Genomic DNA, 22,908 nt, shown 5'->3' on the forward strand with positions numbered 1-22,908 from the left:
CTCAGCGGACGCGGCGCCGCCAGGGAACGACGGCGATGATGACGCCGACGAAGGCGACCGCGGCGGCCGTGGTCGCAGCCAGCAGCGACGGTCCGGACGGGGGCGGCGCGATCGCGTCGAGGACGATCGAGGCGGCGAGCAGTCCGACGACGGATCCGAGGCCGAGGAGCAGCACCCCGGTGCGCTTGACCAACGCCGCCGAGATCACGATGTAGACCACGCCCGTCGCACCGCCGAGGTACATCCAGGGCTCGGCCTGCAGCGCCCCCGGCATCCCGTTGACCGTCACACTCACCGCCGCTGCGATGCCGAGCGCGATCGATCCTCCCGCGAAGTTCACCACCGTCGTCGACAGCGGGCTGCCGAGCTCCTGCCGGAGCCGGCCGTTGGTGGCCTGCTGCCAGGCGATGCCGGCTCCCGCGACGAGCGGCAGCGCCAGCATCCACCAGGCGACGGGCTCGCCGCGCTGGCCGAGAGCGCACAGCACGACGCCGACGATCGCCAGCAGACCGCCCGCCAGCCGGGGAACGGTCACGGCGACGACGCCGGCCGGTCCGTACCCGACGCGGTCGAGCACCAGGCCACCTGCCGTCTGCCCCGCCACGAGCCCGACCGTGAAGAGCGCGACCCCGATCGTGGCGACGGTGAGCCCCTGGGTGGCGACCGTCACAGCGCCCGCGAGCCCGCCCAGCAGCATCCAGACGGGAATGCTGCGCCCCGCGCCCGCGACGAGCCGTCGGAGTCCTTGCCGGCCGGTGGGGGCGAGCAGGGTGCCCACGAGGATCAGCACCAGACCGCTTCCGAACGAGATGAACGCCGCGACGAACCCATCTCCGATCGCCGCGCCGAGCGCACCGTTGATACGAGCTTGAACGGCGGTGAGGACGCCGACCAACACTGTTGCGGCGATCGCCGCACCAAGCGGCAGAGCCGGGGGTCGATTCTGATCGGTCACTCGGTCAATAGTGCATCAGGAGGCACCGCGCCACGAACCGTGCGGGCTGCACGCGCCCCCTCTTGACGCTGGTGGGACGAACCGAGACCGTGGATGAGGAGAACGGGGAACGATTCGCGGGCGCGGTCCACACGCCGCATATCCCCCCTCAGTGCGGCGGCCGACTCGCGAATCGTTCCTCTTCGGGAGCCATCATGGGGCGATTCATCTACGGCAACGGCAACACGAAGGTCGAGATCGAGGACCGTGCTCTCGCGCACCTGCAACAGGTCATCGGGTCGAAGCTCCGTCGCAACGAGCGCTTCTTCTTCACCTGGCGCGACGACGTGAGCATCGGCGACGGGCGCCGGTCCGTCTGGATCCATCAGAACGCCGACCTGGTGTTCAAGTACCACGGGCATCGCCCGCCGCAGCTGAACCGGGACTGGCTCGAGGCCCTCACCACCGTCGCCAACTCCGGCGGCGGCCTCTACCTCACCCCGGAACCCCCTCCGCGCAGCTGCGTCGGCCACGACGCGGCGCTGCACGACCGGGCCGATGCGATCGGCCGCGGCTGACGCGCAGCCTAGGCTGGTTCCCATGTACGTGGGCACCATTCGTCGCGTCGAGAACACCACCGTCGAACTCGCAGGTCACTCGCTCGAGGAGATCCGGGATCAGGCACAGGCTGCCGCCCCGGAGGGCTTCGACCTCGTGTCCGCGCCGGTGCAGATGATCAAGGGCAGCAGCGAGCTCAAGGCGACCGCGACCTATCAGCGCCGCGACGGCTTGCGCGACATCGAGGCCGACGACCGGGAGGCGTTGTTCGCCAAGGTGCCCGAGGGTTGGCAGCTCGTCAACATCCGCAAGCACTGACGTCGCCGGTCCGGCCGGCTCCGCTTGGTCGCGTCGCGGAGAGCCAGACCACGTCGGGATGTCGTCGGGCCATGTCAGTCTCTGGCCGGGAGAGGAGACCCGGCCCGTGGGCACGAACAAGCGTTACGCCGATGCAATCGATCGACGGGTCGACGAACGCACCGAACGCGTCCTCATGCGCATCCCGCCGTGCACGATCCCGATGCAGGCCTATGGGCCACGCCCGCTCGAGTGGCCGGCGGACCGGCCTGCGGTGTGGGCGTGGGTGTCGTGGCCGCACAAGCCCGCCGAACGGGTCGCAGCCATCGCGCACGGGTGGAACGATCGCGTCGTGGTCGTGCACTGGATGAGCCCGGCCGGCGAGCTCAACACCGTCGTCTGGCGCAACGCCGTGACGCGCCGCGGCGAGCGCGCGCACGGATAGCCCGCCGCTGACGAGTTGGCAACCCCGTCCCGCACCATCGCCCGCCGTGGCATCGTGCGTCACGATGCGTTACGTCAAGTACGGGGGCGAGACCTTCATCACCAGCGATGCCGTCGCTCGCGCGCTGCTCGCGCTGACGGCGAGCGTGGCCGCCACATCGGGAAGTGAAGTCGTCACGGTCCTCGCGATCGAGCCGGGGTCGGAGGAGCCCGCGCAGGTCGATCTCGTCATCGGGACGGGCATCCACATTCTGTCCCGGCCCGCGGCCATCGACATCCCGGAGCCGGATTTCGAGGATGCCGTCGGCTGGCTGCAGTTGCATCCCGACTACCCCCGCCGCGCGCCTGAGCCCGGCCCGACAGCCGAGACCGACGACCTCACGTCGTGGAACGACGATTTCGGCGGAGCGATCGACATCATCTGAGATCTCGCGGCGTGAGCCGTTACGCGCAGTGCCCTTGACGACCGCTCGTGCGACGAGGACCGTTATGAGCAAGCAAGCGTGGAAAAACGCGATGGCCTCCTCGCTCCCTCCCCTCATCGGAGCGGCCGTCGCCCTGTGCACGTGTGGAGGACAGCATGGGCCGCTTCATCTACGGAAACGGAAACGCCAAGGTCGAGATCGAGGATCGCACGCTCGCTCACCTGCAGCAGGTCGTCGGGGCGAAGCTCCGGCGGAGCGAGTCGTTCTTCTTCACCTGGAAGGACGACCCGAGCGTGGGCGGCGGGCGGCGTGCTGTGTGGATCCACCCGGGTGCCGACCTCGAGTTCAAGTTCCACGGCGGCCGCGAGCCCCAGCTCAGCCGGGAATGGCTCACCGCGCTCACGACCGTCGCGAGCTCCCCCACCGGACTGTACGTGGTACCGGAGCCGGCGCCGCGGGCGGCACCCTTGCACAGCGGCGGTGTCGAGCTCTACGGGGAGCGTATCGGCGGATGATCGACCGCCGGCCGGCGGTACAACGATCCCGTTTCGGTATCGGCGAGCGCCCTCGCGCACGCTGACCACGGAGGAGTCGGGAACGGTCGTCGGTCCAGGCGATAATGAGCGCCGGCGACACGACAGGCGTCTTGCCGGGTGCCATTGGAGGAGCGCATGCCGTTTCGCACGAAAGAGACGTTGGAGGCCTGGCTGGCTGAGTTCGCCGAACTCGGATACCCGATCAGCGAGCGGCTGCGGGTGATGCCGCAGGACGGCACCGACGGCTATGACACGGGCCTCATCGGCCTCGACCTGGTCAATGCCGGCACCGTGACCTACCTGCAGCCCGAGCCCGTCGGTTCGACCCGCTGGGCGATCACGTTCGAAGCCCGCGAGCAGGACGTGAAGCTCGACGCCGGCCGTGCCTTCGAGCTGTCGGCGGAGCTGGCGATGGTGTCCGCCCTCTGCTCGTTCCTGCAGTCCAAGTCCGCCGACTTCATCGCGAGCCGGGCGACCTGACGGGTCAGTCGCCGGTCGGCTCAGGAACCAGCCGCAACCCCGCCGCGCTGTTGGCCGCCTCATTGAGGAGCACGAGCCACCGCCGGTTGAGCGTCCCCGTCGGCGCTTCGGCGAAGCTGAAATACAGCGACGAGGCGCGGGAGATCCAGACGCTCCCGTACTGACCTTCCTGCCCCTCCGCGGCATCGTCGCCGTGCGTGTCGGGCTCGCTGCCCCACGTAAAGACGAAGCTCTCGTCGCGACGGAGCTTGGTGACGATCACCGCACGCAGATGCTGCAGCGCCCAGTCATCGACGTTGACGGCCGGTGCGACACCGTAGATCAGATGTCCCATGCTTCTCCCTCTCGAGCAGGGCCCGGTCTCACCCCGGACCAGGGGCCTCTGGCGCTTGAGCGTCGCGAGCGGCTGATCCACAAGGTACCTCCACCGCCGCCCGTCGGGAGACTGCGCCGAGGAGGCGAAGGATGCGCCGCGTGCGCCCGATCACGCAAGCCGCCTTGCGTGCTTTCTCCTACCGGGGACAATTGGCGGGTGCGTCGAATCCACTATGGAACAGGCGTCGTCCTCACCACGGACGACGTCGCCGACGTGTTGCTGCGCCTCAGCGTCGCCCTCGCGAACCTGTCGCACACCGAGCGGGTGACGATTCCCGTCGCCAGTGGCGACTCCTCGAACACCAGCGTCGACCTGATCCTCGGTCCCGGCATCGCGGTGATGTCCGAGCCCGCCCCCTGGTACGGCGACGAACCGGACTTCTCGACCGGTGCCACCCTGCTCCGGATGCACCCGCACTACCCCTATCGGCGTCCCGCCGATCGTCCACAGCCGATGACTCCGATCGAGGTGGACAACTGGGACCCCGATCTCGAGGGCTACTGAGCCGACTACGGGACTCGAACCCGTAACCCCCGTTTTCGACGTGCGACGTACCATCGCGTACTTTGCTGTACTTTCCGCGGTTCCCGGCGGTTTCGGTCCACCAAAGTACAACTAAGTACGTGCGCAAAACCATGGGTAAACCATGGTTCACAGCCCGTCGCGGGCGGCCACTCACGACGCGAGCCGACCGCCGGCGCCGCGCGCGACGCATCCCGACGGCCGCCCCAGTAGATGACCGGCTCCCATGCGTTCAGCGGGCCCGCGCTACGCGTCGGCCGCTCACGTGCGCCCGATCCAGGCGCCGCAGCACGCGGTGCGTCGTCACCGGGTCATGCTCGAGCTGCTCGCGCGTGTCGACCGCGCGGTGCAGCAGCACGTAGGAGCGATCCGCGACGAGCTCGGCGTAGAGGCGGCGAAAGATCAACTCGGACACGAGGACAAGAGGACCACCGAAGCTCATTACGCCGACCGCGTCCGACGAGGCCCCGCCGCAGCCTAAACCCTATCGAAGCTGCTGCGCTGACTCTCGAACGCCGAGGAGTGCTCGGTAGTGCTCGCGGATCAGATCGTTGGGAATCGGCTCATCGCTCGACTCGCCATCCGACACCCCGGCGATGCGCCTAGTCTCACTCCACGGGGTACCGGGCTCGTGCGTCATCGCACTCAGCTGGAGTCCGGTCAATGCTTCGTAGTTGGTCAGGACTGCGTCCAAAATTATCCGCTCGTCCGCGGAGAGAGCATCCGGATCGCCGCTGGGCCAGGACGAAACACTGAAGCTTCTCCGGTGCTGCCTGTACAGCTGAGGGGAAACCGGCCCGTTCTTCCACGCCTCGAAGTCGCCGGCGAAGAGCGGGTCATCGCGGAGGGCAAGCGACCAGCCCTGAGCGATGTAGCACAGCTTTTGTAGCTTCATCGTCGAGATCCCTTCGCCTTCGAAGTGACTCACTACATGAGCGGCAACATCATCAGCTTTCGCCATCGTCCTGCCCTTCTCTGTTCTCGGCATCATACGAGTCCCCCCTGACATCCGCATGTGCAACGCCGCGGAGAAGAACCATGGCATCACGCAGCTCGGGCTGCACGTCTCGTGCTGCGGATTCGAGCAACTGAACGCCGACCTCAAGGAAGCGCGCGATCGACCGCGAGACGCTCTTCTGGTCATCTGTGAAGTCGTTCAGCTTGTCTGAGTCCAAGAAGAGTGCGCCCCAGACTCGATCGCGCGAATGGACCGGCACGACACAGAAGGACCTCCATTGCGCTTCTTCATCCCGATCGAGAGGTATGGACGGAGCGCGGTGCGTGGCAACGTAGCGCGCCTTGCCTTCCTCCACGATCTCGATGATCGCCTTGCCGTGCGCCGTATCGGGGGTGAAGCGCCTCCGCGCATTGTCAGGCCGCCCTTTCGATCGCCCGACCCTTTGCAGGTACTGCGCACCACCCTCCGACCGCTCGTCGCCCTCCAGGGTGTAGAGAGTGGCACGGCAGTTTCTGATGGGCATCAGACGTGTAGCCTCACCGAGCATCGAGTCCATGAACCGATCGCAATCGGCTCCGAGCCGTTTTGACTGCATCAGCTCAGAGACCGCGTCGGATGCGCCTGTCAAAGAGTTGCTGAAGGATTTCATCGCGCCGCGAGCTTCGGCACGCGTGGTGAGCGACCGTTTCCCGGTCACGAGCGCCAGACCGAGCGACGCGACGGTCGCCACAATCGCGCCCCAGGTTTCGAGGTGGCCGAGAGCTTCCTGCCATCCGTCCTCCGTCGGCGCAAACTCCCATACGACCGCTGCGAGCGCCGCCGTGACAGCCGCAAGCGCGGGCAGGAAGAAGTCCGCGGCATCGGCTTTGTTGAAGCCGTTGTCGTCCATCCAATTCCCGAACGGGCGTCTGACGGCCTTCCAGGCTGTCGAAAGTGAATCCCCCACGGGGAGATAGTAGGACAGCTCAGGACTTGGTCAGGACCCGAAGGCTGTCGTCCAAAACCATGGGTAAACAATGGGTTGCCCCAGTTGGCCCTGAACTCACCTGCAAATTTTGGCCCTCTGACCGGGACTTTACAGAGCCGACTACGGGACTCGAACCCGTAACCCCCGTATTACAAGTACGGTGCGCTACCAATTGCGCCAAGTCGGCAGGACGTCCAGTCTATCGACGGACGCGGGCAGCGCAGAAACGCCTGCTGCCCCGACGGCGCCCGGTCAGGACGCGGGCGCCTCGGTGGGCGTCGGGGTCGGGGTCGGGGTGGGAGCGGACTTGTAGTACGCGTCGCTCGCGGTCGTCAGCACGAACTGCGAGAACTCGGCCGGATCGCTCAGGTCGCCGATGTACTGCTTGCCGTTGACGAGCACCATCGGGGTCCCGGTGAGCGACAGGCCGTTCGTGTCGGGGATGCCGGCGACGGCGCGCTCGGTCGCCGACTTCGCCCAGGCGGCGTAGGAGCCCGACTCGATGCAGTCGCGGACGACGCGGGTCGAGTCGACGCCGGAGGCCTGCGCCATGTTCGCGAGCTCGGTGTCGGAGTAGCCGTCGGTGTCGACCTCGGGCTGACGCGTGAGCAGCTCGTTGTTGAACGCGAAGAAGGCGTCGGGCGCGTTCGTGGCAACGCACGCTGCCGCACTGGCCGCGCGGAGCGAGTACTTCGTTCCGTTCGACTTCGCCGTCAGCATCGCCACCGGGTAGTAGCTGAGAGTGACGGCACCGTCGTCGACCCAGGAGGTGAGCTGCTGGGCGTTGGCGACCTGCCACTCGCGAGCACCGGCGGAAAGGTAGTCGACGTAGACCCGGATCTCGACGGGCGGGGCCGTGGAGGACGTCGGAGCAGGAAGGCCCTCGGCGGGCGTCGCAGCCGCGGCATCCGGGGCGGACTCCGCCGGCGCGGACGCATCGGTCTCGGCGGCGATGTCGGTCGATACCGAGGTGTTGACCACATCGGCGACGACGAATCCGTCACCCGAGGCGGTCGCGGGCTCGAGCTGCGGCTGGCTTCCGGCGCTCGAGACGGTCATGGTGACGGCCACGGCTGCGGCGGCCACGACTCCGACAGCAAGCACTCCCAGACCCGAGCGGCGTGCGATGCGCGCACGCGACTGCCGGGTGTGAACCTGGAGCGCCTTCTCACGCACCGCCTCGCGACGGTCGGTGACTGCCGGCGTTTCAGGTGCGTCAGGAGTGTCGTCAGAAGACATGGAACCTCGGGGAACAGAAGAAGGATGAGGGCCGAGCGGTGGCACTCGCGACGGGCTTCACGAGTCACTCGATGGTAATCAGCCAGCCTGGGAAAGCCCAGAGCACCGGCCCGATCTCCATGTCTCTCGCACGCCCGCGCACGTGCCATACTGAGAGCGCGCCCGATGAGGGGCGTACGGGGGCGACCCCGTTCCATTCACAACGGATCGTCCGGCACGTACCTGCCGGTGAAGGAGAAGAAACGATGGCGACTGTCACTTTCGACAACGCAACCCGTCTGTACCCCGGTGGCACGCGCCCCGCGGTCGACAAGCTCAACCTCGAAGTGGGCGACGGCGAGTTCCTCGTCCTGGTCGGCCCCTCGGGTTGCGGAAAGTCCACCTCGCTGCGCATGCTCGCCGGCCTCGAAGAGGTCAACTCGGGCAGCATCCGCATCGGTGAGCGCGACGTCACCGACGTTCCCCCGAAGGACCGCGACATCGCGATGGTCTTCCAGAACTACGCGCTGTACCCGCACATGACGGTCGCTGAGAACATGGGCTTCGCGCTCAAGATCGCCGGCGTCGGCAAGGAAGAGCGCGCCCAGCGCGTGCTCGAGGCGGCCAAGCTCCTCGACCTCGAGGAGTACCTGACCCGCAAGCCGAAGGCTCTCTCGGGTGGTCAGCGTCAGCGTGTCGCGATGGGCCGCGCCATCGTCCGCAAGCCCCAGGTGTTCCTCATGGACGAGCCGCTGTCGAACCTCGACGCCAAGCTCCGCGTCCAGACCCGTACGCAGATCGCTTCGCTGCAGCGCAGCCTCGGCGTCACCACGGTGTACGTCACCCACGACCAGACCGAGGCCCTCACCATGGGCGACCGCATCGCGGTCCTCAAGGACGGCATCCTGCAGCAGGTCGGCACCCCGCGCGACCTGTACGAGAAGCCGAACAACGTCTTCGTCGCCGGCTTCATCGGGTCGCCCGCCATGAACCTGTTCACCGCCTCGCTCGCCGAGGGCGGCGTGCAGTTCGGCACCAAGGTCGCCCCGGTCGAGGCCGACACGCTCGGCAAGGCGCACGGCTCGACCGTCACCATCGGCATCCGCCCCGAGGACATCATCGTCAACCCCGAGGACGGCCAGGGCCTGACCGTCGACGTCGACCTGGTCGAGGAGCTCGGTGCTGACGGCTACCTCTACGGCCACACCGACATCAACGGCAAGCGCACCGACATCGTCGCGCGCGTCGACGGCCGCCGTCACCCGAACGCGGGCGACAAGGTCGTCCTGGCTCCCGTCCCCGGACACGTCCACGTGTTCGACGGCGAGACCGGCGAGCGCCTGACCGACAAGGCCATCGCCTCGGCCTGATCCGGTATCTTCGTACGCTGCGGCGCGGGTGGCCTCTGGTCGCCCGCGCCGCAGTCTTTGCGCCTCACATCCGATCGGAGAATCCGTGACCGCCTCGCTCTCGATCACCGCCAGCAGCGTCGACCCGGGCCTGCTCGCCCTTCCCTGGTCGACGACCCTCGCCGACTGGTCGACGCCCGACATCGTCTACCTGCCCAAGGGCATCTCGCGCCACCTCGTGCGCTTCGCGAACCTGTCCGGACGGGTCGTGGCGATCAAGGAGACGACGGCGGCGATGGCCCGGCGCGAGTACGAGATGCTCGGCTCGCTGCAGCGCCTCGACGTGCCCTGCGTCGAGCGGGTGGCGGTCATCGACGGGCGTCGCGACGCGGACGGCGAGGAACTGCCCGCGGCCCTCGTGACGGCACACCTGAAGTTCTCCCTCCCCTATCGCGCCCTGTTCACCCAGGTGCTGCGCCCCGACACGGCGACCCGTCTCGTGGACGCCCTCGCGGTGCTGCTCGTGCGCCTGCACAACGTCGGCTTCTTCTGGGGCGACGTCTCGCTGTCGAACACGCTCTTCCGCCGCGACGCCGGCGCCTTCGCCGCGTACCTCGTCGACGCCGAGACGGGCGAACTGCACGAGCGCGGCCTCACGCGCGGTCAGCGGATGCACGATCTCGACATCGCACGCACGAACATCGCCGGCGAGATCATGGACCTCGAGGCCGGCGGCCGTCTTGAGGGCGGCGTGGACGCCATCGCGATCGCCGACGGCATCATGTCGTCGTACCACTCGCTGTGGGCGGCCCTCACCGACCAGGAGACATTCTCGGCGAACGAGTCGTGGCGCATCACCGAGCGCGTCCAGAAGCTCAACTCGCTCGGGTTCGACATCGGCGAGATGTCGATCGACGCCGCCGCCGACGGCACGCGCGTCTCGATCCAGCCGAAGGTCGTCGACGCCGGCCACCACCAGCGTCGACTGCTCCGACTGACGGGACTGGACGTCGAGGAGAACCAGGCCCGTCGTCTGCTCAACGACCTCGACGAGTTCAGCGCGCGCGTCTCACGCCTCGGGTCGAACGAGGAGATGGTCGCGCACGAGTGGCTCACCCGAGTGTTCGAGCCCGTCGTGCTCTCGGTGCCGTGGGACCTGCGCGCGAAGCTCGAGCCGGCCGAGCTGTTCCACCAGGTGCTCGAGCACCGCTGGTACCTCTCGCAGACGGAGGGGCGGTCGGTGCCCCTGGCCGAGGTGCTGTCGTCGTACGTCGAGAACGTGCTCCGTCACCGGCGCGACGAGGCGACCGTGATGGGTCCGCCGACCGAGACGATGTCGGTTCCGATCGTCACCGACTCCGTCCCGGTCGACGACGACGAGGCTGAGGTCGACTGGCGCGACCTCGTCTGACGAACGAGGCCGCGCCGCCGGTCAGTAGCCGACGGTGAAACGCTCGCGGACGTGCTTCGGGTTCTCGATCTCGTCGACGACCGCGATGGCGAAGTCGGCGCCGGAGATGAACGAGTCGCCGTTCTCGTCGGTGACGAGCACATCGCCGCCGTCGCGGTAGCGTCCCGTGCGCTCGCCCGGGTTGAACGACCCGAAGCCGCCCGCCGGGTGGATGAAGAACCAGTCGCGACCGCTCTCATCGGCCTGCAGATCTTCGAGGATGCCGATGGCCTCGAGCGCCTCGTCCTTGAACTCCTCGGGGAAGCCACTGTCGATCAGGCGCGGACCGCCCGGGGCGACGAGGCTGCCGCCCGCACCGCCGACGACGCCGACGCGCACGTTCTCGGGAAGGCTTTCGACCAGCAACGCGGTGTTCGGGCGGACCTGCCCCTGCATGTCGCCGCGCGGGGCGACAGCCGAGACGACGACGTCCACGCCGTCGAGCTGGCCGACGAGGGCGGGCACGTCCAGCAGGGTGCCCTCGAGGTACGTCGCGCCCTCGATGCGATCGGCGGGAACCTTGCGGGCGACGGAGACGACGGTGTGGCCGCGCGAGACGGCCTCCTCGACGATGTGGCTGCCGGCGTAGCCGGTTCCTCCGATGACGGCGATGCGTGCCATGACTTCTTCCTCCGTTGGGTGTCGTGCGCGGGCCCCGGCCCGCGGGTGTGGCCGATCAGCGAGCGGGCTGCGTGTGCCAGATGCGGTCGATGTAGTCGCGGATCGACCGATCCGACGAGAAGAAGCCTGTTCGAGCGACGTTCAGGATGGCCGAGCGGGTCCAGGCATCGCGGTCGGCGTACGCGGCATCCACCCGCTCCTGGGCTGCGATGTACGACGTGTAATCGGCCAGCACCATGAAGCGGTCGTCGTACATCAGGTTCGACACGACGGGCTCGAAGGTCGAGCGGTCGCCGTCCGAGAACGCACCGGATCCGATGAGATCCAGCGCCCGGCGCAGTTCATCGTCAGCCTGGGCGAACTCTCCCGGACGGTAGCCCGCGGCCCAGAGCTCCTCGACCTCGGGCTCGCTCATGCCGAACAGGAAGAAGTTGTCGTCACCGACGAGCTCGCGGATCTCCACGTTTGCGCCGTCATCGGTGCCGATAGTGAGCGCGCCGTTCAGGGCGAACTTCATGTTGCCCGTGCCCGAAGCCTCCTTGCCTGCGAGCGAGATCTGCTCGGACAGGTCGGCGGCAGGGATGACCCGCTCCGCGAGCGTGACGTTGTAGTTCGGCGGGAAGACGACCTTGAGGCGCCCCTCGAGGCGCGCGTCGTTGTTCACGACAGATCCGACGGCGTTGATGAGGTGGATGACCCGCTTGGCCATCGCGTAGCCGGGAGCCGCCTTGGCACCGAAGATGAAAGTGCGCGGCTGCAGGTCGGACGCCGCCACCCGCCCCGACACGACCCGCTCGTAGAGCGTGACGATGTGGAGCAGCTTGAGCGTCTGACGCTTGTACTCGTGCAGTCGCTTGACCATGACGTCGAGCAGGTGGTCGTCGGCGATCTCGAAGCCGTCGCGCTTCATCAGCACGTCGTTCAGGCGCCGCTTGTTCGCGGCCTTGACGCTGGCGAAGGCCGCACGGAAATCGGGATCCTCGGCGTACGACTCGAGTTCGCGCAGCCGCTCGAGGTCGGTGAGCCAGCCGGTGCCGAGCGCGGCGGTGATGAGCTCGGACAGGTCGGGGTTCGCCAGACGCATGAACCGTCGCGGGGTCACGCCGTTCGTGACGTTCGTGAACTTCTCGGGCATCATCTCGTCGAACTGGTGCAGCACCTTCTCGCGCAGCAGCTGCGAGTGGAGCTCGGCGACACCGTTGACCTTCGACCCGGCGACCGTCGCGAGGTAGGCCATGCGCACGGCCCGCTGCTCGGAGACGATGGACATGTCGCGCAGGCGCTGCTCGTCGTCGCCGAACCGCTCGCGCACGCGGAGCAGGAACTCGTCGTTGATGCGGTAGATGATCTCGAGGTGCCGCGGCAGCAGGCGACCGAGCAGATCGACCGACCAGACCTCGAGCGCCTCAGGCAGCAGGGTGTGACACGTGTAGGCGAAGCACTTCTGGGTGATGGCCCAGGCGGCATCCCAGTCGAGCTTCCGCTCGTCGACGAGCACGCGCATCATCTCGGGAACGGCGATGACGGGGTGGGTGTCGTTGAGCTGGAAGATCACGCGCTCAGGAAGATCCTCGAGATCGAAGTCTTCGGGCAGCACCTTCGTCATGTAGTCGGCGATGGACGCCGCGACGAAGAAGTACTGCTGCTGAAGGCGCAGCTCCTTGCCCTGCGGCGTGGAGTCCTCGGGGTACAGCACCTTGGAGATGTTCTCCGCGAACGTCTGCGCGCGCACCGCCTCGACGTAGTCGCCGCTGTTGAAGGTGCGCAGGTCGAAGGCCTTCGTGGCTTCGGCGCTCCACAGACGGAGGGTGTTCACCCGCCCGTTCTGGTAGCCGGGCACCATGTAGTTGTAGGGCACGGCGCGCACGCTCCAGGCCGGCACCCACCGGCTGCGGATGACGCCGTCGTCGTCGTAGGTCTCGGTGTGGCCGGCGAACGAGACGGTCTGCGCCGATTCGGGGTGACGGAACTCCCACGGCGAACCGAGCGCGAGCCAGGCATCCGGCTTCTCGATCTGCTCGCCGCCCCGGAAGACCTGGCGGAAGATGCCGTACTCGTATCGGATGCCGTACCCGATGCTCGGAACACTGAGGGTGGCGAGCGAGTCGACGAAGCATGCAGCGAGGCGCCCGAGGCCGCCGTTGCCGAGGCCCGGCTCGACCTCGTGAGCGCGCATCGTGTCGATGTCGATGCCGCATGCGGCCAGCGCCTCGGTCGCGATCTCGGTCAACCCCGAGGCGAGCAGGTTGTTGTCGAGCTGACGCCCCAGGAGATACTCCGCCGACAGGTAGCAGACGGCCTTGCGCTGGTCCTCGCGCTGACGCCGCTGGTCCTCGAGCCACCGCGCGACGAGATAGTCGCGCACGGTGGCGGCGAGTGCCATGTACGTGTCGGTCTCGGTCGCCGACGACAACGCGACACCGCGTTCCATGTTGAGGTTCAGCAGGAACTCGCGCACGAAACCGTCCACCGTCGCCGGGGGCGACGCCACCGGCGCAAGCGCCAGCGGGTGGGTCGCAGCGATCGTGCGGGAGCCGGAGGTCTTGTCGTTCTCGCTCACGGTTCGAAACTACCCGTTCGATCGGAATCGCGTCGGGTCGTCAGGCGTCGACCGAGTGGAATTTACAGGAAGGTCATCGCCCGGTCACAGCCCGACGACGCCCTCCGATCATTCCTGCGCGGCGCGGATCGTGGCGACCTGGTAGAGCGCGACGGATGCCGCGATACCGGCGTTGAGCGACTCGGTCGCCGACGAGATCGGGATCGAGACGACCTGGTCGCACGTCTCGGTCACCAGACGCGAGAGCCCCTTGCCCTCTGACCCGACGACGATGACGACCGGGCGGTCGGCGAGCTGCAGCGACGGCAGCTCGATGTCGCCGCCGCCATCGAGGCCGAGCACGAAGACGCCCTGCTTCTTGAACTCCTTGAGCGTGGTCGTCAGGTTCGGCGCGATGACGACCGGGATGCGCGCGGCCGCGCCGGCGCTGGTCTTCCACGCGGCCGAGTTGACGCCCGCCGAGCGGCGCTGGGGAACAATGACGCCCTGGCTGCCGAAGGCGGCGGCCGAGCGCATGATCGCGCCGAGGTTACGCGGGTCGGTGACACCGTCGAGCGCCACGAAGAGCGGGGTCTCCCCCGAGTCGATGACCTCTTCGAGCAGGTCCTGCGGGTGGCCGTACTCGTAGGGCGGCACCTTGATCGCGACGCCCTGGTGCACGCCGTCGAACCCGGCCATGCGGTCGAGCTCCTGGCGCGTGACCTCGAGCACCGGGATGCCGCGGTTCGTGGCGATCGACAGCATCTCCTTGACACGGTCGTCCATCTCGACGCGCTGGGCGATGTAAAAGGCCGTGGCGGGGATCTTGGCGCGCAGCGCCTCGAGCACGCTGTTGCGGCCGGTGACCGTCTCGGTGTCATCGCCCGACTTCGACTTCGGCGCCCGGTTCGCGCTGCCCTGGCGCTGCTGCGGCTTGCCACCGGCGGCGATGTAGCGCTCCTGAGCGGCCTTCCGCTTGCCCGCGGGGTGCCACGCGCGATCCTCGGCCTTCGGCGTCGGGCCGCGACCCTCGAGCGAGCGACGGTTCTTGCCGCCGGTGCCCTTGGTGGGGCCCTTCTTCTTGCCGCGTCCGGCGGACGGGTTTCCTGGCTTAGCCACGGTTCACACTCCAATGGGTCCCCTCGGGACCGTCTTCGAGGACGATGCCGGCCGCCGCGATCGCGTCGCGGATACGGTCGGCTGTCGTCCAGTCCTTGGTCGCGCGCGCTTCAGCGCGCTGGTCGATCATGGTGCGCACGAGCGCGTCGAGAGCGACGGTCTCGGCGTCGTCGCCGCGCGGCTCATCGGCGGCATCGAGCCCCAGCACGGCGAGCATCGCCGACACGGCTCCCACCGCGGCGGAGACCGCGTCGTGGTCGCCCTCGTCGAGCGCGGTGTTGCCCGCCCGGACGGTCTCGTGCAGCACGGCGAGCGCCTGCGGGACGGCCAGGTCGTCGTCCATCGCGGATGCGAAGGCGACGGGCACGTCCTCATCCCGACCGGCCGATCCCCCGGGCAGCACGCGAGCGGCGCGCTGCAGGAACGAACGGATGCGGCCGAGCGCGGCCTCGGCCTCGTCGAAGCTCGCCGGCGTCAGGTCGAGGCTCGACCGGTAGTGGGCGGCGCCGAGCGCATACCGGACGACACGGGGGTCGCGCTCGCGCAGCACGTCGTCGGCGAGCAGGAAATTGCCGAGCGACTTCGACATCTTCTGGTCGCCGACGGTGACGAGGCCGTTGTGCACCCAGTAGCGCGCGAAGGCGTCACCCGCCGCCGTCGACTGGGCGAGCTCGTTCTCGTGGTGCGGGAAGCGCAGGTCGAGTCCGCCGCCGTGGATGTCGAACTCGCCGCCGAGGTAGCGCCGGCTCATCGCCGAGCACTCGATGTGCCACCCGGGACGGCCGTGCCCCCAGGGGGAGCTCCAGGCGGCATCCGACGGCTCCTCCGGCTTGGCACCCTTCCACAGGGCGAAGTCGCGCGGATCGCGCTTACCCCGGGGGTCGGCGTCGGCCGCGGCCTCCATCGCGTCGAGCGACTGGCGGGTCAACGAGCCGTACTCGGGCCACGACCGCACATCGAAGTACACGTCTCCCGAGCCGTCGGGGGCCGCGTAGCCATGGCCACGCTCGATGAGGGTCTCGATGAGCTCGATCATCTGCGGAACGGATGCCGTGGCGCGCGGCTCATAGGTCGGCGCCAGCACACCCACGGCTGCGTAGGCACGGGTGAACTCGAGCTCGATCCGGTACGCGAGCGCCCACCACGGCTCGGCATCCGTCGCGTTGGCGAGGATCTTGTCGTCGATGTCGGTGACGTTGCGGACGAACGTCACCCGTCCGTGCCGGTACTCGAGCCAGCGGCGGAGGATGTCGAAGCCGACCGCCGCGCGGACATGGCCGATGTGCGGACCGGACTGCACCGTCGGACCGCAGACGTAGACCGTGACGTTCGACGGGTCGCGCGGCGCGAAATCGCGCAGCGCCTGCGCGCGGGTGTCGTAGAGGCGAACGGTCACTGCACCAGCCTACCGGCGGGGCGCCGCGCCGCCGTGGCATGAGCGTGCCCCGAGACGCGGTAGAACTGGAGGGTGCTGCCCGTGATCGCCGTCCTCGTCGCAGCGGTGCTGTTCGGCACGACCGGCACCGCGCAGGCGCTCGGCCCCGACGACACGACGCCGCTCGGTGTCGGAGCGGCCCGCCTCATCGTCGGGGGCACGGCGCTCGCGGCCGTCGGCCTGTCGATCGGTGCCCGCCGACAGCGCGCTCGCATCGCGCGCGACGGCATCCGCCCGGTCGGAGGTCCGCGCGCCGTCGGCCTCATGGCGCTGACCGGACTGTGCCTCGCGCTCTATCAGCCGCTGTTCTTCCTCGGCACGGCGCGCAACGGTGTCGCCGTGGGGACGGTCATCGCGCTCGGATCCGCCCCGGTGCTCGCGGGACTGCTGGAGTGGGCCCTCACACGGCGGCGGCCGACGTCGTCGTGGATGACCGCGACGGCGCTGGCCACGGCCGGAGTCGCCCTGCTCGCCGTCGCGGGCGGCGGCTCGGCAGGGGCCGACGGTCTCGGCGTCCTGGGGTCGCTGGGGGCGGGTGCCTCGTTCGCGATCATCGCCAATGCGCAGCGGCGGCTGATCTCCGGCGGATGGGACGCTTTCACCGTCTCGGGTGCGATGGGCTCCGGCGCAGCCGTGTGCGGCGCCGCGATGCTGCCGTTGACCGACATGCGGTGGCTCACCGAGCCGCGCGGCTGGGTCATGGCGCTCTGGCTGGGCGTGGCGACGGTCGCGCTGGCGTACGCGCTGTTCACGTGGGGGCTCGGCGGCTTGAGCGCGGCGACCGCAGCCACCCTCACCCTCGCCGAGCCGCTGACGGCGAGCCTGCTCGGCGTCATCCTGCTGGGCGAGCGCCTCGCTCCGCTGGCGCTCGTAGGACTCGCCGTGCTCGCCGCCGGCCTCGTGCTGCTGGCCGTCACCTCGCGCTCCCGCCGCAACCCCGCCCCGACACCCGTGGAGGCCTGACATGGCGGGATCCGTCACGATCGTCCGAGACGACCTCACCGGCGCCGCGACCCGCGGTCTGCTCGCCGCGCACCTTGCGGGCATGCTCGCCAACACGCCGGTCGAGAGCGTGCACGCCCTCGACCTGACCGCGCTGCAGCATCCGACCGTCCGGGTGTACTCGGCCTGGGTCGGTGACGAGATCGCCGCTGTCGGCGCGTACAAGGCTTTCGACGTCGACCGCGCGGAGATCAAGTCCATGCGCGTCGCCGACGGGTTCCTCGGGCGCGGCTTGGGGCGCGCGATGCTGCAGCACCTCGAGCGGGAGGCCCGGGATGCCGGCATTCGCTCGCTCTGGCTCGAGACCGGCTCCGGCCCCGACTTCGTCGCCGCACGGAGTCTGTACGAGAGCGCCGGCTTCTCGTACTGCCCGCCGTTCGGCGACTACTCCCCCGACCCGCTGTCGGTGTTCATGACGCGCGACCTCGAGGCAGCGCCCCGCTGAGCCTCAGCGGATGCGGTAGACGAGGGCGACCGCGGTAGCGGAGACCCCTTCGCCGGCGCCGGTGAACCCGAGCCCGTCGGTCGTCGTGGCCGCGACGGAGACCGGCGCGCCGAGCGCCTGCGTCAGCAGCGCCTCGGCCTCGGCGCGGCGCGGCGCGAACCGCGGCCGGTTGGCCTGCACCTGCACCGAGACGTTTCCGATCGCGTAGCCGGCCTCGGCCACGAGCTCGCGCACGCGCCGCAGGAAGACGATGCCCGCGGCCCCCGCGTACTCGGGACGGTCGACCCCGAAGTGGGTGCCGATGTCGCCCAGGCCGGCGGCCGCGAGCACCGCGTCGACGATCGCGTGAGCGACCGCGTCGCCGTCCGAGTGGCCGCGCAGCCCGGGTTCGCCGGGCCACTCCAGTCCCGCCAGGCGCAGCGCCCCGTCGCCTCCGAACGCGTGGACGTCGGTGCCGATGCCGACGAGCGGGACCACGGATGCCGCCGCGGCGGTGGGCCGCAGCAGGTGACGCGCCCGGTCGAGGTCGGCGGGCGTGGTGATCTTGAACGACAGGTCATCGCCCGCGACGGTGTGCACGGGGTGACCGGCGGCCGCGAACAGCGCGGTGTCGTCGGTGAACTCCTCGGCCGCCGTAGCGTACGCGGATTCGAGGAGTGCCCGAGGAAACCCCTGGGGCGTCTGCGCTGCGGCCAGCGGAGCGCGATCGACAGCCTCGTCGACCGCGGCACCGGTCACGCGTTTGAGCGTGTCGACGACGGGGCGCACCGGCACGACTCCGGCGCCCGAGCGATCCACCTCGGCGATCACCCGTTCGAACACGTCCGGCGGGGTCAGCGCACGGGCGGCGTCGTGGACGAGGACGGTCTCGACGTCGGCCCACAGGGCCGCGAGTCCCGCGGCGACCGACTGCTGCCGCGTCTGGCCCCCGACGACGACCGAGACGAGGTCGGAGCGACCGCCGAATGCCGCCTCAGCCTCGGTGCGGGCGTCGCCCTCGCGTCCGGCGGGCGCCACGATCACGACCTGAGCGGTCGGTGCCGCGGCGACGCCGTCGAGGGCGTGCCTCAGGATCGAGTGCTCGTCGATCCCGACGAACGCCTTCGGAGCCCCGGCCGAGAGCCGTGTTCCGGAACCGGCCGCGACGACGATGACCGCGACGCGCGGAACGGGGATGATGCCCACGGCAGCGGATGCCGAGACGGACTCAGGAGGCGAGGACCTCGTCGAGGACGCCCGAAGCGTGGTCCTCGTCGGCCTTGAGCGCCAGCGCGATCTCGGACACGAGGATCTGGCGCGCCTTCGCGAGCATGCGCTTCTCGCCAGCGGACAGGCCGCGGTCCTGATCGCGACGCCACAGGTCGCGCACGACTTCGCTCACCTTGATGACGTCGCCCGAGGCGAGCTTCTCGAGGTTGGCCTTGTACCGACGCGACCAGTTGGTCGGCTCTTCGGTGAAAGGGGCACGCAGGACGTCGAACACGCGCTCGAGTCCGTCCTTGCCGATGACGTCGCGAACGCCGACCAGGTCGACGTTGTCAGCCGGGACCTCGATGATGAGGTCTCCCTGGGTGACGTTGAGCTTCAGGTATTTCTTCGTCTCGCCCTTGATGATCCGGTCCTTGACCTCGATGATCGTGGCTGCCCCGTGGTGGGGGTAGACGACGGTTTCGCCAACCTCAAAAAGCATGGAGTTATATCCCTTCGGCAACATCCAGGATAACACAGGGGGCATACAGTAAGGTTTGCCGCCGCTTATACCCCGCGGCATCCGAGGGGTGTCGGCACGTCGGCCCCGTCACCCTTAGACTTCTGAAGACGCCCGTCTGCCTGCCTGGAGGATCCGTGAAACTGCGAATCGTCGCTTCGATTGCCGTGGGCGCCGCCCTGACCCTGGGGGCCACCGGCTGCAGCATGATCTCGCCGCAGGCGACGACCATCGACTTCTCCGCCTCGGACGGCGTGAACATCCCGCCCTCCGGCCCGCTCGACGTCCGCAACGCGATGGTCATCGCCGACGAATCCGGCACCGCGGGCAACTTCCTCGCCGCCATCGTCAACCCCACCGACGAGGACCACACGCTCATCTTCGGCTTCGGCGAGACCACGACCACGCTGAAGGTGCCGGCGCGCGACAGCATCAGCCTGGGCGTCGACGGCAACAAGCCGATCCTGCTCGAGGACATCGACACCATGCCCGGTGCGACCCTGCCGATGTCGTTCCAGTCGGGAGACGCCGAGGGCGTGCGCATCGACGTGCCCGTCCTCGACGGCACGCTCCCCTACTACACGGAGTACGTGCCGCTCGAGGCGACGACCCCGTCGGCGACCCCCACTCCGTCCGCCACCCCCACCCCGTCGGCGACTCCGACCCCGTGACGGCCCGACGCATCTGACGCGAACGAGGGGCCCGGCGACGATCGCCGGGCCCCTCATCACGTCTTCGTGGCTTCCTCCTCGCCGCGAGCGAGCTCAGCCCTCGAAGCGATAGCCGAGACCGCGCACGGTGAGCAGCATCGACGGCCGGCCCGGGTCGGTCTCGATGCGGGAGCGGATGCGCTTGATGTGCACATCGAGGGTCTTCGTGTCGCCGAAGTAGTCGCTCCCCCACACGCGGTCGATGAGCTGACCGCGTGTCATCACCCGGCCTGCGTTACGCATCAGGACCTCGAGCAGCTCGAACTCCTTCAGCGGCATGTTGATCTCGCCGCCGTCGACGGCCACCGTGTGTCGGTCGAGATCGATCGTCACACGGCCACCGGCGAGCACGCGCTCGTCGACGTCGACCTCGGCCGTCGCGGCCCGCCGCAGAACCGCCCTCATGCGAGCGAGCAGCTCGCGCGACGAGTACGGCTTGGTGACGTAGTCGTCGGCGCCGAGCTCGAGCCCGACCACGATGTCGACTTCGGAGTCCTTGGCGGTCAGCATGATGATGGGCGTCTTCGACGTCGTCCGGATGATGCGGCACACCTCGGTTCCCGGCATCCCGGGAAGCATCAGGTCGAGCAGCACGATGTCGGCCCCGCGCGACTCGAACGCCTCGAGGGCGGCGGGTCCGTCCTCGGCGATCTCGACCTCGAAGCCCTCCCGTCGCAGCAGGTACGCCAGCGGGTCGGCGAGGTCGGGCTCATCCTCCACGAGCAGGACACGAGTCATGATGGGTCTCCCTTGGGCCGGGCGGGCATCGCCCGGACGATCTTCTTCCTGGTCTTCCTCGGCGCCGCGGCCGCACCATCGGGGGCGGCGATCGCGGGCAGGCGGATCGTGAACGTCGAGCCGCGTCCCGGACGGGACCACAGCTGGACCTCGCCACCGTGGCGCTGCACGGCGTGCTTGACGATCGAGAGCCCCAGGCCGGTGCCGCCCGTACGGCGCGAGCGGGCGTAGTCGGCGCGATAGAACCGCTCGAATACGCGCTGCTGCTCGCTCTCCGGGATGCCGATGCCGCGATCGGTCACGGCGATCTCGACGGTGTCACCCGTGCCGCGGATGCCGACGCCGACCTGACTGGCGGGCGGCGAGTACACGATGGCGTTCGCGATGAGGTTCCCCACCGCCTCGCTCAGCACCTGCACGTCGCCGCGCACGTACAGCCCGCGATCCCCTCCGCGCACGAGGGCGACGCCCGCCGACTCGGCGGCGATCGCGTGCGTCTCGATCGCCGACGTGACGACCTCGTCGATCGCGACGTCGCGCAGCTCCGTCAGCTCGTCGGAGGACTGCAGACGCGACAGGCTCATGATGCGCGAGGTCAGGTTGCCGAGCCGCATGGCCTCGGCACTCAGCCGGCTGGCGAACGAGCGCACCTGTTCCGGGTCGTCGGCGGCGGACTCGATCGCCTCGGCGAGCAGGGTGACCGCCCCGACCGGGGTCTTCAGCTCGTGACTCGTGTTCGCCACGAAGTCGCGCCGCATCTCCGCGAGCCGTTCGCGCTCGGTGATGTCGCGCACGAGCACGAGGGTGAACCGCGGGGTGATACTGCTCGCGCGCGCGACGATTAGTCGCGGCTCCGCCGGAGCCACCCCGCGGCGCAGCCGCAGCGTGCCCGTCTCGGAATGCGCCACGCCGCGCGAAGAGCGCAGCAGCTCACGCAGCTCGTCACCCGGAACCGTCTCGCCCTCGAACAGGCCGAACAACTCGGCGGACGGCGACGTCGCGACGATGGTGAACGACGCATCGACGATGAGTGCGGCCTCATCGAGGGCGGCCAGCACGTCGCGCGCGCCGGCCGGGAGATCGCCGTCGGCCTGCTCCTGCGCCTGTACGCGGGCGCGCCAGGCCAGGAAGGCCACAGCGCTGATGAGAAGGCCGACGAACACGCCCCCGAGAAGGGCGACCAGCGCGAGCTGCGTCGGATTCATTCCTCCAGATTAGGACGAGGCGCGGGGCCCGCCCATCGCGTCTCGGCCGTTCCTTCTCGGACTCGGGTCGATGTTCATCGGCTCGGCACCGTTCGTTAACCTTGTCGAGCGACAATCGCGTCGCCGTGAGTACGGCGTCGTGCTGTCTCCGCAAGAAGGAAAGGTGCTCCGATGCGCGAAGTCTTCCACCAGTCCCTCGAGGACGTCCAGGCCCGCCTGGTCGAGATCTCCGAGCTGGTGACCGTCGCGATCGAGAAGGCCACGCGTGCATTCGGCACGAGCGACATCACCCTCGCCGAAGAAGTCATCGATGCGGACGCCGTCATCGACGACAAGGCCATCGCGATCGACGAGCTGGCCATCGAGATCCTCGCCCGCCAGCAGCCGGTTGCACGCGACCTGCGCATCGTCGTCTCGGCACTGCGCACCAGCGCGTCGCTCGAGCGGATGGGTGACATCGCCGAGCACATCGCGCAGCTCACCCGCATGCGCTTCCCCGAGCGCGCCATCCCGAAGGGCCTGAAGGGCACCTTCACCAAGATGGGCGAGATCGACGTCGAGGTCGCGCGCACCCTCACCGAGCTGCTTCGCTCGGAAGACCTCGCTCTGGTCGAGACGCTGCGCGCTCTCGACGACCGGCTCGACGACCTCCACCTGAGCGTGTTCGAGAAGGTCCTCAGCGAGAACTGGCAGGGCGAGGCGGCCGCCACCGTCGACGCGACGCTGGCCAGCCGGTACCACGAGCGCTTCGCCGATCACGCCGTCACGGTCGGCAAGCGCGTCGCCTATCTCGCGACGGGCGAATGGCGCCCCGACACCGAGACGATCAACGTCATCGTGAACGACGGCGGTCTCTGACCAGCATCCGGTCG

27 protein-coding genes and 1 tRNA gene are annotated in these 22,908 nt (G+C 68.9%); 13 read left to right on the top strand and 15 right to left on the bottom strand.

The window, feature by feature from the left end:
- Position 1: 1 nt before the first annotated feature.
- Positions 2–955 carry a DMT family transporter gene (locus CBF90_RS05780; protein WP_064955001.1) on the bottom strand — a complete coding sequence of 318 codons (954 nt, stop codon included), beginning with the start codon at positions 953–955 and terminating at the stop codon, positions 2–4.
- A 194-nt stretch (positions 956–1,149) separates the two neighbouring features.
- On the opposite strand from CBF90_RS05780, the gene CBF90_RS05785 reads away from it, so the two are divergent.
- From CBF90_RS05785 to CBF90_RS05810, 6 genes are all read left to right on the top strand, one after another.
- Positions 1,150–1,512: an ATP-dependent DNA ligase gene (locus tag CBF90_RS05785; protein WP_088380133.1), complete on the top strand. Its 363-nt coding sequence runs from the start codon at positions 1,150–1,152 to the stop codon at positions 1,510–1,512.
- Between the two features lie 22 nt (positions 1,513–1,534).
- Positions 1,535–1,810 carry a hypothetical protein gene (locus CBF90_RS05790; protein WP_023954831.1) on the top strand — a complete coding sequence of 92 codons (276 nt, stop codon included), beginning with the start codon at positions 1,535–1,537 and terminating at the stop codon, positions 1,808–1,810.
- 106 nt (positions 1,811–1,916) lie between these two features.
- Positions 1,917–2,234, top strand: coding sequence for a hypothetical protein (locus tag CBF90_RS05795; protein ID WP_064955003.1), 318 nt, complete (start codon positions 1,917–1,919; stop codon positions 2,232–2,234).
- Positions 2,235–2,298: 64 nt separating this feature from the next.
- Positions 2,299–2,658, top strand: a complete 360-nt coding sequence (locus tag CBF90_RS05800; RefSeq protein ID WP_137750504.1) for a hypothetical protein — start codon at positions 2,299–2,301, stop codon at positions 2,656–2,658.
- 155 nt (positions 2,659–2,813) lie between these two features.
- Complete coding sequence (locus CBF90_RS05805; RefSeq protein ID WP_023954837.1) at positions 2,814–3,173, top strand: hypothetical protein; 360 nt, start codon at positions 2,814–2,816, stop codon at positions 3,171–3,173.
- A 156-nt stretch (positions 3,174–3,329) separates the two neighbouring features.
- Entirely contained in the window at positions 3,330–3,674 is a 345-nt protein-coding gene (locus CBF90_RS05810) for a hypothetical protein (protein WP_023954838.1), read from the top strand.
- A gap of 4 nt (positions 3,675–3,678) precedes the next feature.
- Here the strand turns inward: CBF90_RS05810 and CBF90_RS05815 are convergent, their stop codons facing one another.
- Positions 3,679–4,008, bottom strand: a complete 330-nt coding sequence (locus CBF90_RS05815; RefSeq protein WP_023954840.1) for a hypothetical protein — start codon at positions 4,006–4,008, stop codon at positions 3,679–3,681.
- A 198-nt stretch (positions 4,009–4,206) separates the two neighbouring features.
- On the opposite strand from CBF90_RS05815, the gene CBF90_RS05820 reads away from it, so the two are divergent.
- On the top strand, positions 4,207–4,554 hold the full coding sequence (locus tag CBF90_RS05820) for a hypothetical protein (protein WP_036305866.1): 348 nt from the start codon (positions 4,207–4,209) through the stop codon (positions 4,552–4,554).
- A gap of 250 nt (positions 4,555–4,804) precedes the next feature.
- On the opposite strand, the gene CBF90_RS05825 is transcribed toward CBF90_RS05820, so the two are convergent.
- The 5 genes from CBF90_RS05825 to CBF90_RS05845 form a co-directional block, all read right to left on the bottom strand.
- On the bottom strand, positions 4,805–4,987 hold the full coding sequence (locus CBF90_RS05825; protein WP_141097137.1) for a hypothetical protein: 183 nt from the start codon (positions 4,985–4,987) through the stop codon (positions 4,805–4,807).
- Positions 4,988–5,056: 69 nt separating this feature from the next.
- On the bottom strand, positions 5,057–5,533 hold the full coding sequence (locus CBF90_RS05830; RefSeq protein WP_197690562.1) for a Panacea domain-containing protein: 477 nt from the start codon (positions 5,531–5,533) through the stop codon (positions 5,057–5,059).
- Entirely contained in the window at positions 5,520–6,419 is a 900-nt protein-coding gene (locus CBF90_RS05835; RefSeq protein ID WP_088380136.1) for a GAF domain-containing protein, read from the bottom strand. Before CBF90_RS05835 ends, CBF90_RS05830 begins: the two co-directional genes overlap by 14 nt.
- 192 nt (positions 6,420–6,611) lie before the next feature.
- Positions 6,612–6,684 (bottom strand) — tRNA-Thr (locus tag CBF90_RS05840).
- A 65-nt stretch (positions 6,685–6,749) separates the two neighbouring features.
- Complete coding sequence (locus CBF90_RS05845) at positions 6,750–7,736, bottom strand: thioredoxin domain-containing protein (RefSeq protein ID WP_071917904.1); 987 nt, start codon at positions 7,734–7,736, stop codon at positions 6,750–6,752.
- A gap of 245 nt (positions 7,737–7,981) precedes the next feature.
- Between CBF90_RS05845 and CBF90_RS05850 the strand changes: the two genes are divergently transcribed.
- The gene (locus tag CBF90_RS05850) at positions 7,982–9,085 is read left to right on the top strand and encodes an ABC transporter ATP-binding protein (RefSeq protein ID WP_023954846.1); all 1,104 of its coding nucleotides are present in this window, start codon (positions 7,982–7,984) and stop codon (positions 9,083–9,085) included.
- 85 nt (positions 9,086–9,170) lie between these two features.
- Positions 9,171–10,475 carry a DUF4032 domain-containing protein gene (locus CBF90_RS05855; protein WP_023954849.1) on the top strand — a complete coding sequence of 435 codons (1,305 nt, stop codon included), beginning with the start codon at positions 9,171–9,173 and terminating at the stop codon, positions 10,473–10,475.
- A 21-nt stretch (positions 10,476–10,496) separates the two neighbouring features.
- Here the strand turns inward: CBF90_RS05855 and CBF90_RS05860 are convergent, their stop codons facing one another.
- From CBF90_RS05860 to cysS, 4 genes are all read right to left on the bottom strand, one after another.
- Entirely contained in the window at positions 10,497–11,135 is a 639-nt protein-coding gene (locus CBF90_RS05860) for an NAD(P)-dependent oxidoreductase (RefSeq protein ID WP_088380137.1), read from the bottom strand.
- 55 nt (positions 11,136–11,190) lie between these two features.
- Positions 11,191–13,626: a glycogen/starch/alpha-glucan phosphorylase gene (locus tag CBF90_RS05865; protein WP_088380258.1), complete on the bottom strand. Its 2,436-nt coding sequence runs from the start codon at positions 13,624–13,626 to the stop codon at positions 11,191–11,193.
- Positions 13,627–13,803: 177 nt separating this feature from the next.
- Positions 13,804–14,793 (bottom strand): 23S rRNA (guanosine(2251)-2'-O)-methyltransferase RlmB, encoded by a 990-nt coding sequence (rlmB, locus tag CBF90_RS05870; RefSeq protein ID WP_023954855.1) that lies wholly within the window; start codon positions 14,791–14,793, stop codon positions 13,804–13,806.
- Positions 14,786–16,189, bottom strand: coding sequence for a cysteine--tRNA ligase (gene cysS / locus CBF90_RS05875; protein ID WP_088380138.1), 1,404 nt, complete (start codon positions 16,187–16,189; stop codon positions 14,786–14,788). The genes rlmB and cysS overlap by 8 nt, the downstream gene beginning before the upstream one ends.
- A 72-nt stretch (positions 16,190–16,261) precedes the next feature.
- Here cysS and CBF90_RS05880 point away from each other — a divergent pair, with 72 nt between their 5' ends.
- Positions 16,262–17,191 (top strand): DMT family transporter, encoded by a 930-nt coding sequence (locus CBF90_RS05880; protein WP_088380139.1) that lies wholly within the window; start codon positions 16,262–16,264, stop codon positions 17,189–17,191.
- A 1-nt stretch (position 17,192) separates the two neighbouring features.
- Positions 17,193–17,675, top strand: a complete 483-nt coding sequence (locus CBF90_RS05885; protein WP_088380140.1) for a GNAT family N-acetyltransferase — start codon at positions 17,193–17,195, stop codon at positions 17,673–17,675.
- Between the two features lie 3 nt (positions 17,676–17,678).
- Here CBF90_RS05885 and ispD read toward each other — a convergent pair whose 3' ends face one another.
- On the bottom strand, positions 17,679–18,860 hold the full coding sequence (gene ispD / locus CBF90_RS05890) for a 2-C-methyl-D-erythritol 4-phosphate cytidylyltransferase (RefSeq protein WP_088380141.1): 1,182 nt from the start codon (positions 18,858–18,860) through the stop codon (positions 17,679–17,681).
- Between the two features lie 22 nt (positions 18,861–18,882).
- Positions 18,883–19,365, bottom strand: coding sequence for a CarD family transcriptional regulator (locus CBF90_RS05895; RefSeq protein ID WP_023954865.1), 483 nt, complete (start codon positions 19,363–19,365; stop codon positions 18,883–18,885).
- Between the two features lie 155 nt (positions 19,366–19,520).
- Between CBF90_RS05895 and CBF90_RS05900 the strand changes: the two genes are divergently transcribed.
- Positions 19,521–20,054 carry a hypothetical protein gene (locus CBF90_RS05900; RefSeq protein ID WP_064955010.1) on the top strand — a complete coding sequence of 178 codons (534 nt, stop codon included), beginning with the start codon at positions 19,521–19,523 and terminating at the stop codon, positions 20,052–20,054.
- Positions 20,055–20,147: 93 nt separating this feature from the next.
- Here CBF90_RS05900 and CBF90_RS05905 read toward each other — a convergent pair whose 3' ends face one another.
- Both CBF90_RS05905 and CBF90_RS05910 read right to left on the bottom strand, forming a co-directional pair.
- On the bottom strand, positions 20,148–20,831 hold the full coding sequence (locus CBF90_RS05905) for a response regulator transcription factor (RefSeq protein ID WP_064955011.1): 684 nt from the start codon (positions 20,829–20,831) through the stop codon (positions 20,148–20,150).
- Positions 20,828–22,036: a cell wall metabolism sensor histidine kinase WalK gene (locus CBF90_RS05910; protein ID WP_023954871.1), complete on the bottom strand. Its 1,209-nt coding sequence runs from the start codon at positions 22,034–22,036 to the stop codon at positions 20,828–20,830. The genes CBF90_RS05905 and CBF90_RS05910 overlap by 4 nt, the downstream gene beginning before the upstream one ends.
- 171 nt (positions 22,037–22,207) lie before the next feature.
- On the opposite strand from CBF90_RS05910, the gene phoU reads away from it, so the two are divergent.
- Positions 22,208–22,894 (top strand): phosphate signaling complex protein PhoU, encoded by a 687-nt coding sequence (gene phoU / locus CBF90_RS05915; RefSeq protein WP_023954873.1) that lies wholly within the window; start codon positions 22,208–22,210, stop codon positions 22,892–22,894.
- Positions 22,895–22,908 lie beyond the last annotated feature (14 nt).

Origin of the sequence: Microbacterium sp. AISO3 (assembly GCF_002204305.1) — a bacterium.
Lineage (GTDB): Bacteria > Actinomycetota > Actinomycetes > Actinomycetales > Microbacteriaceae > Microbacterium > Microbacterium arborescens.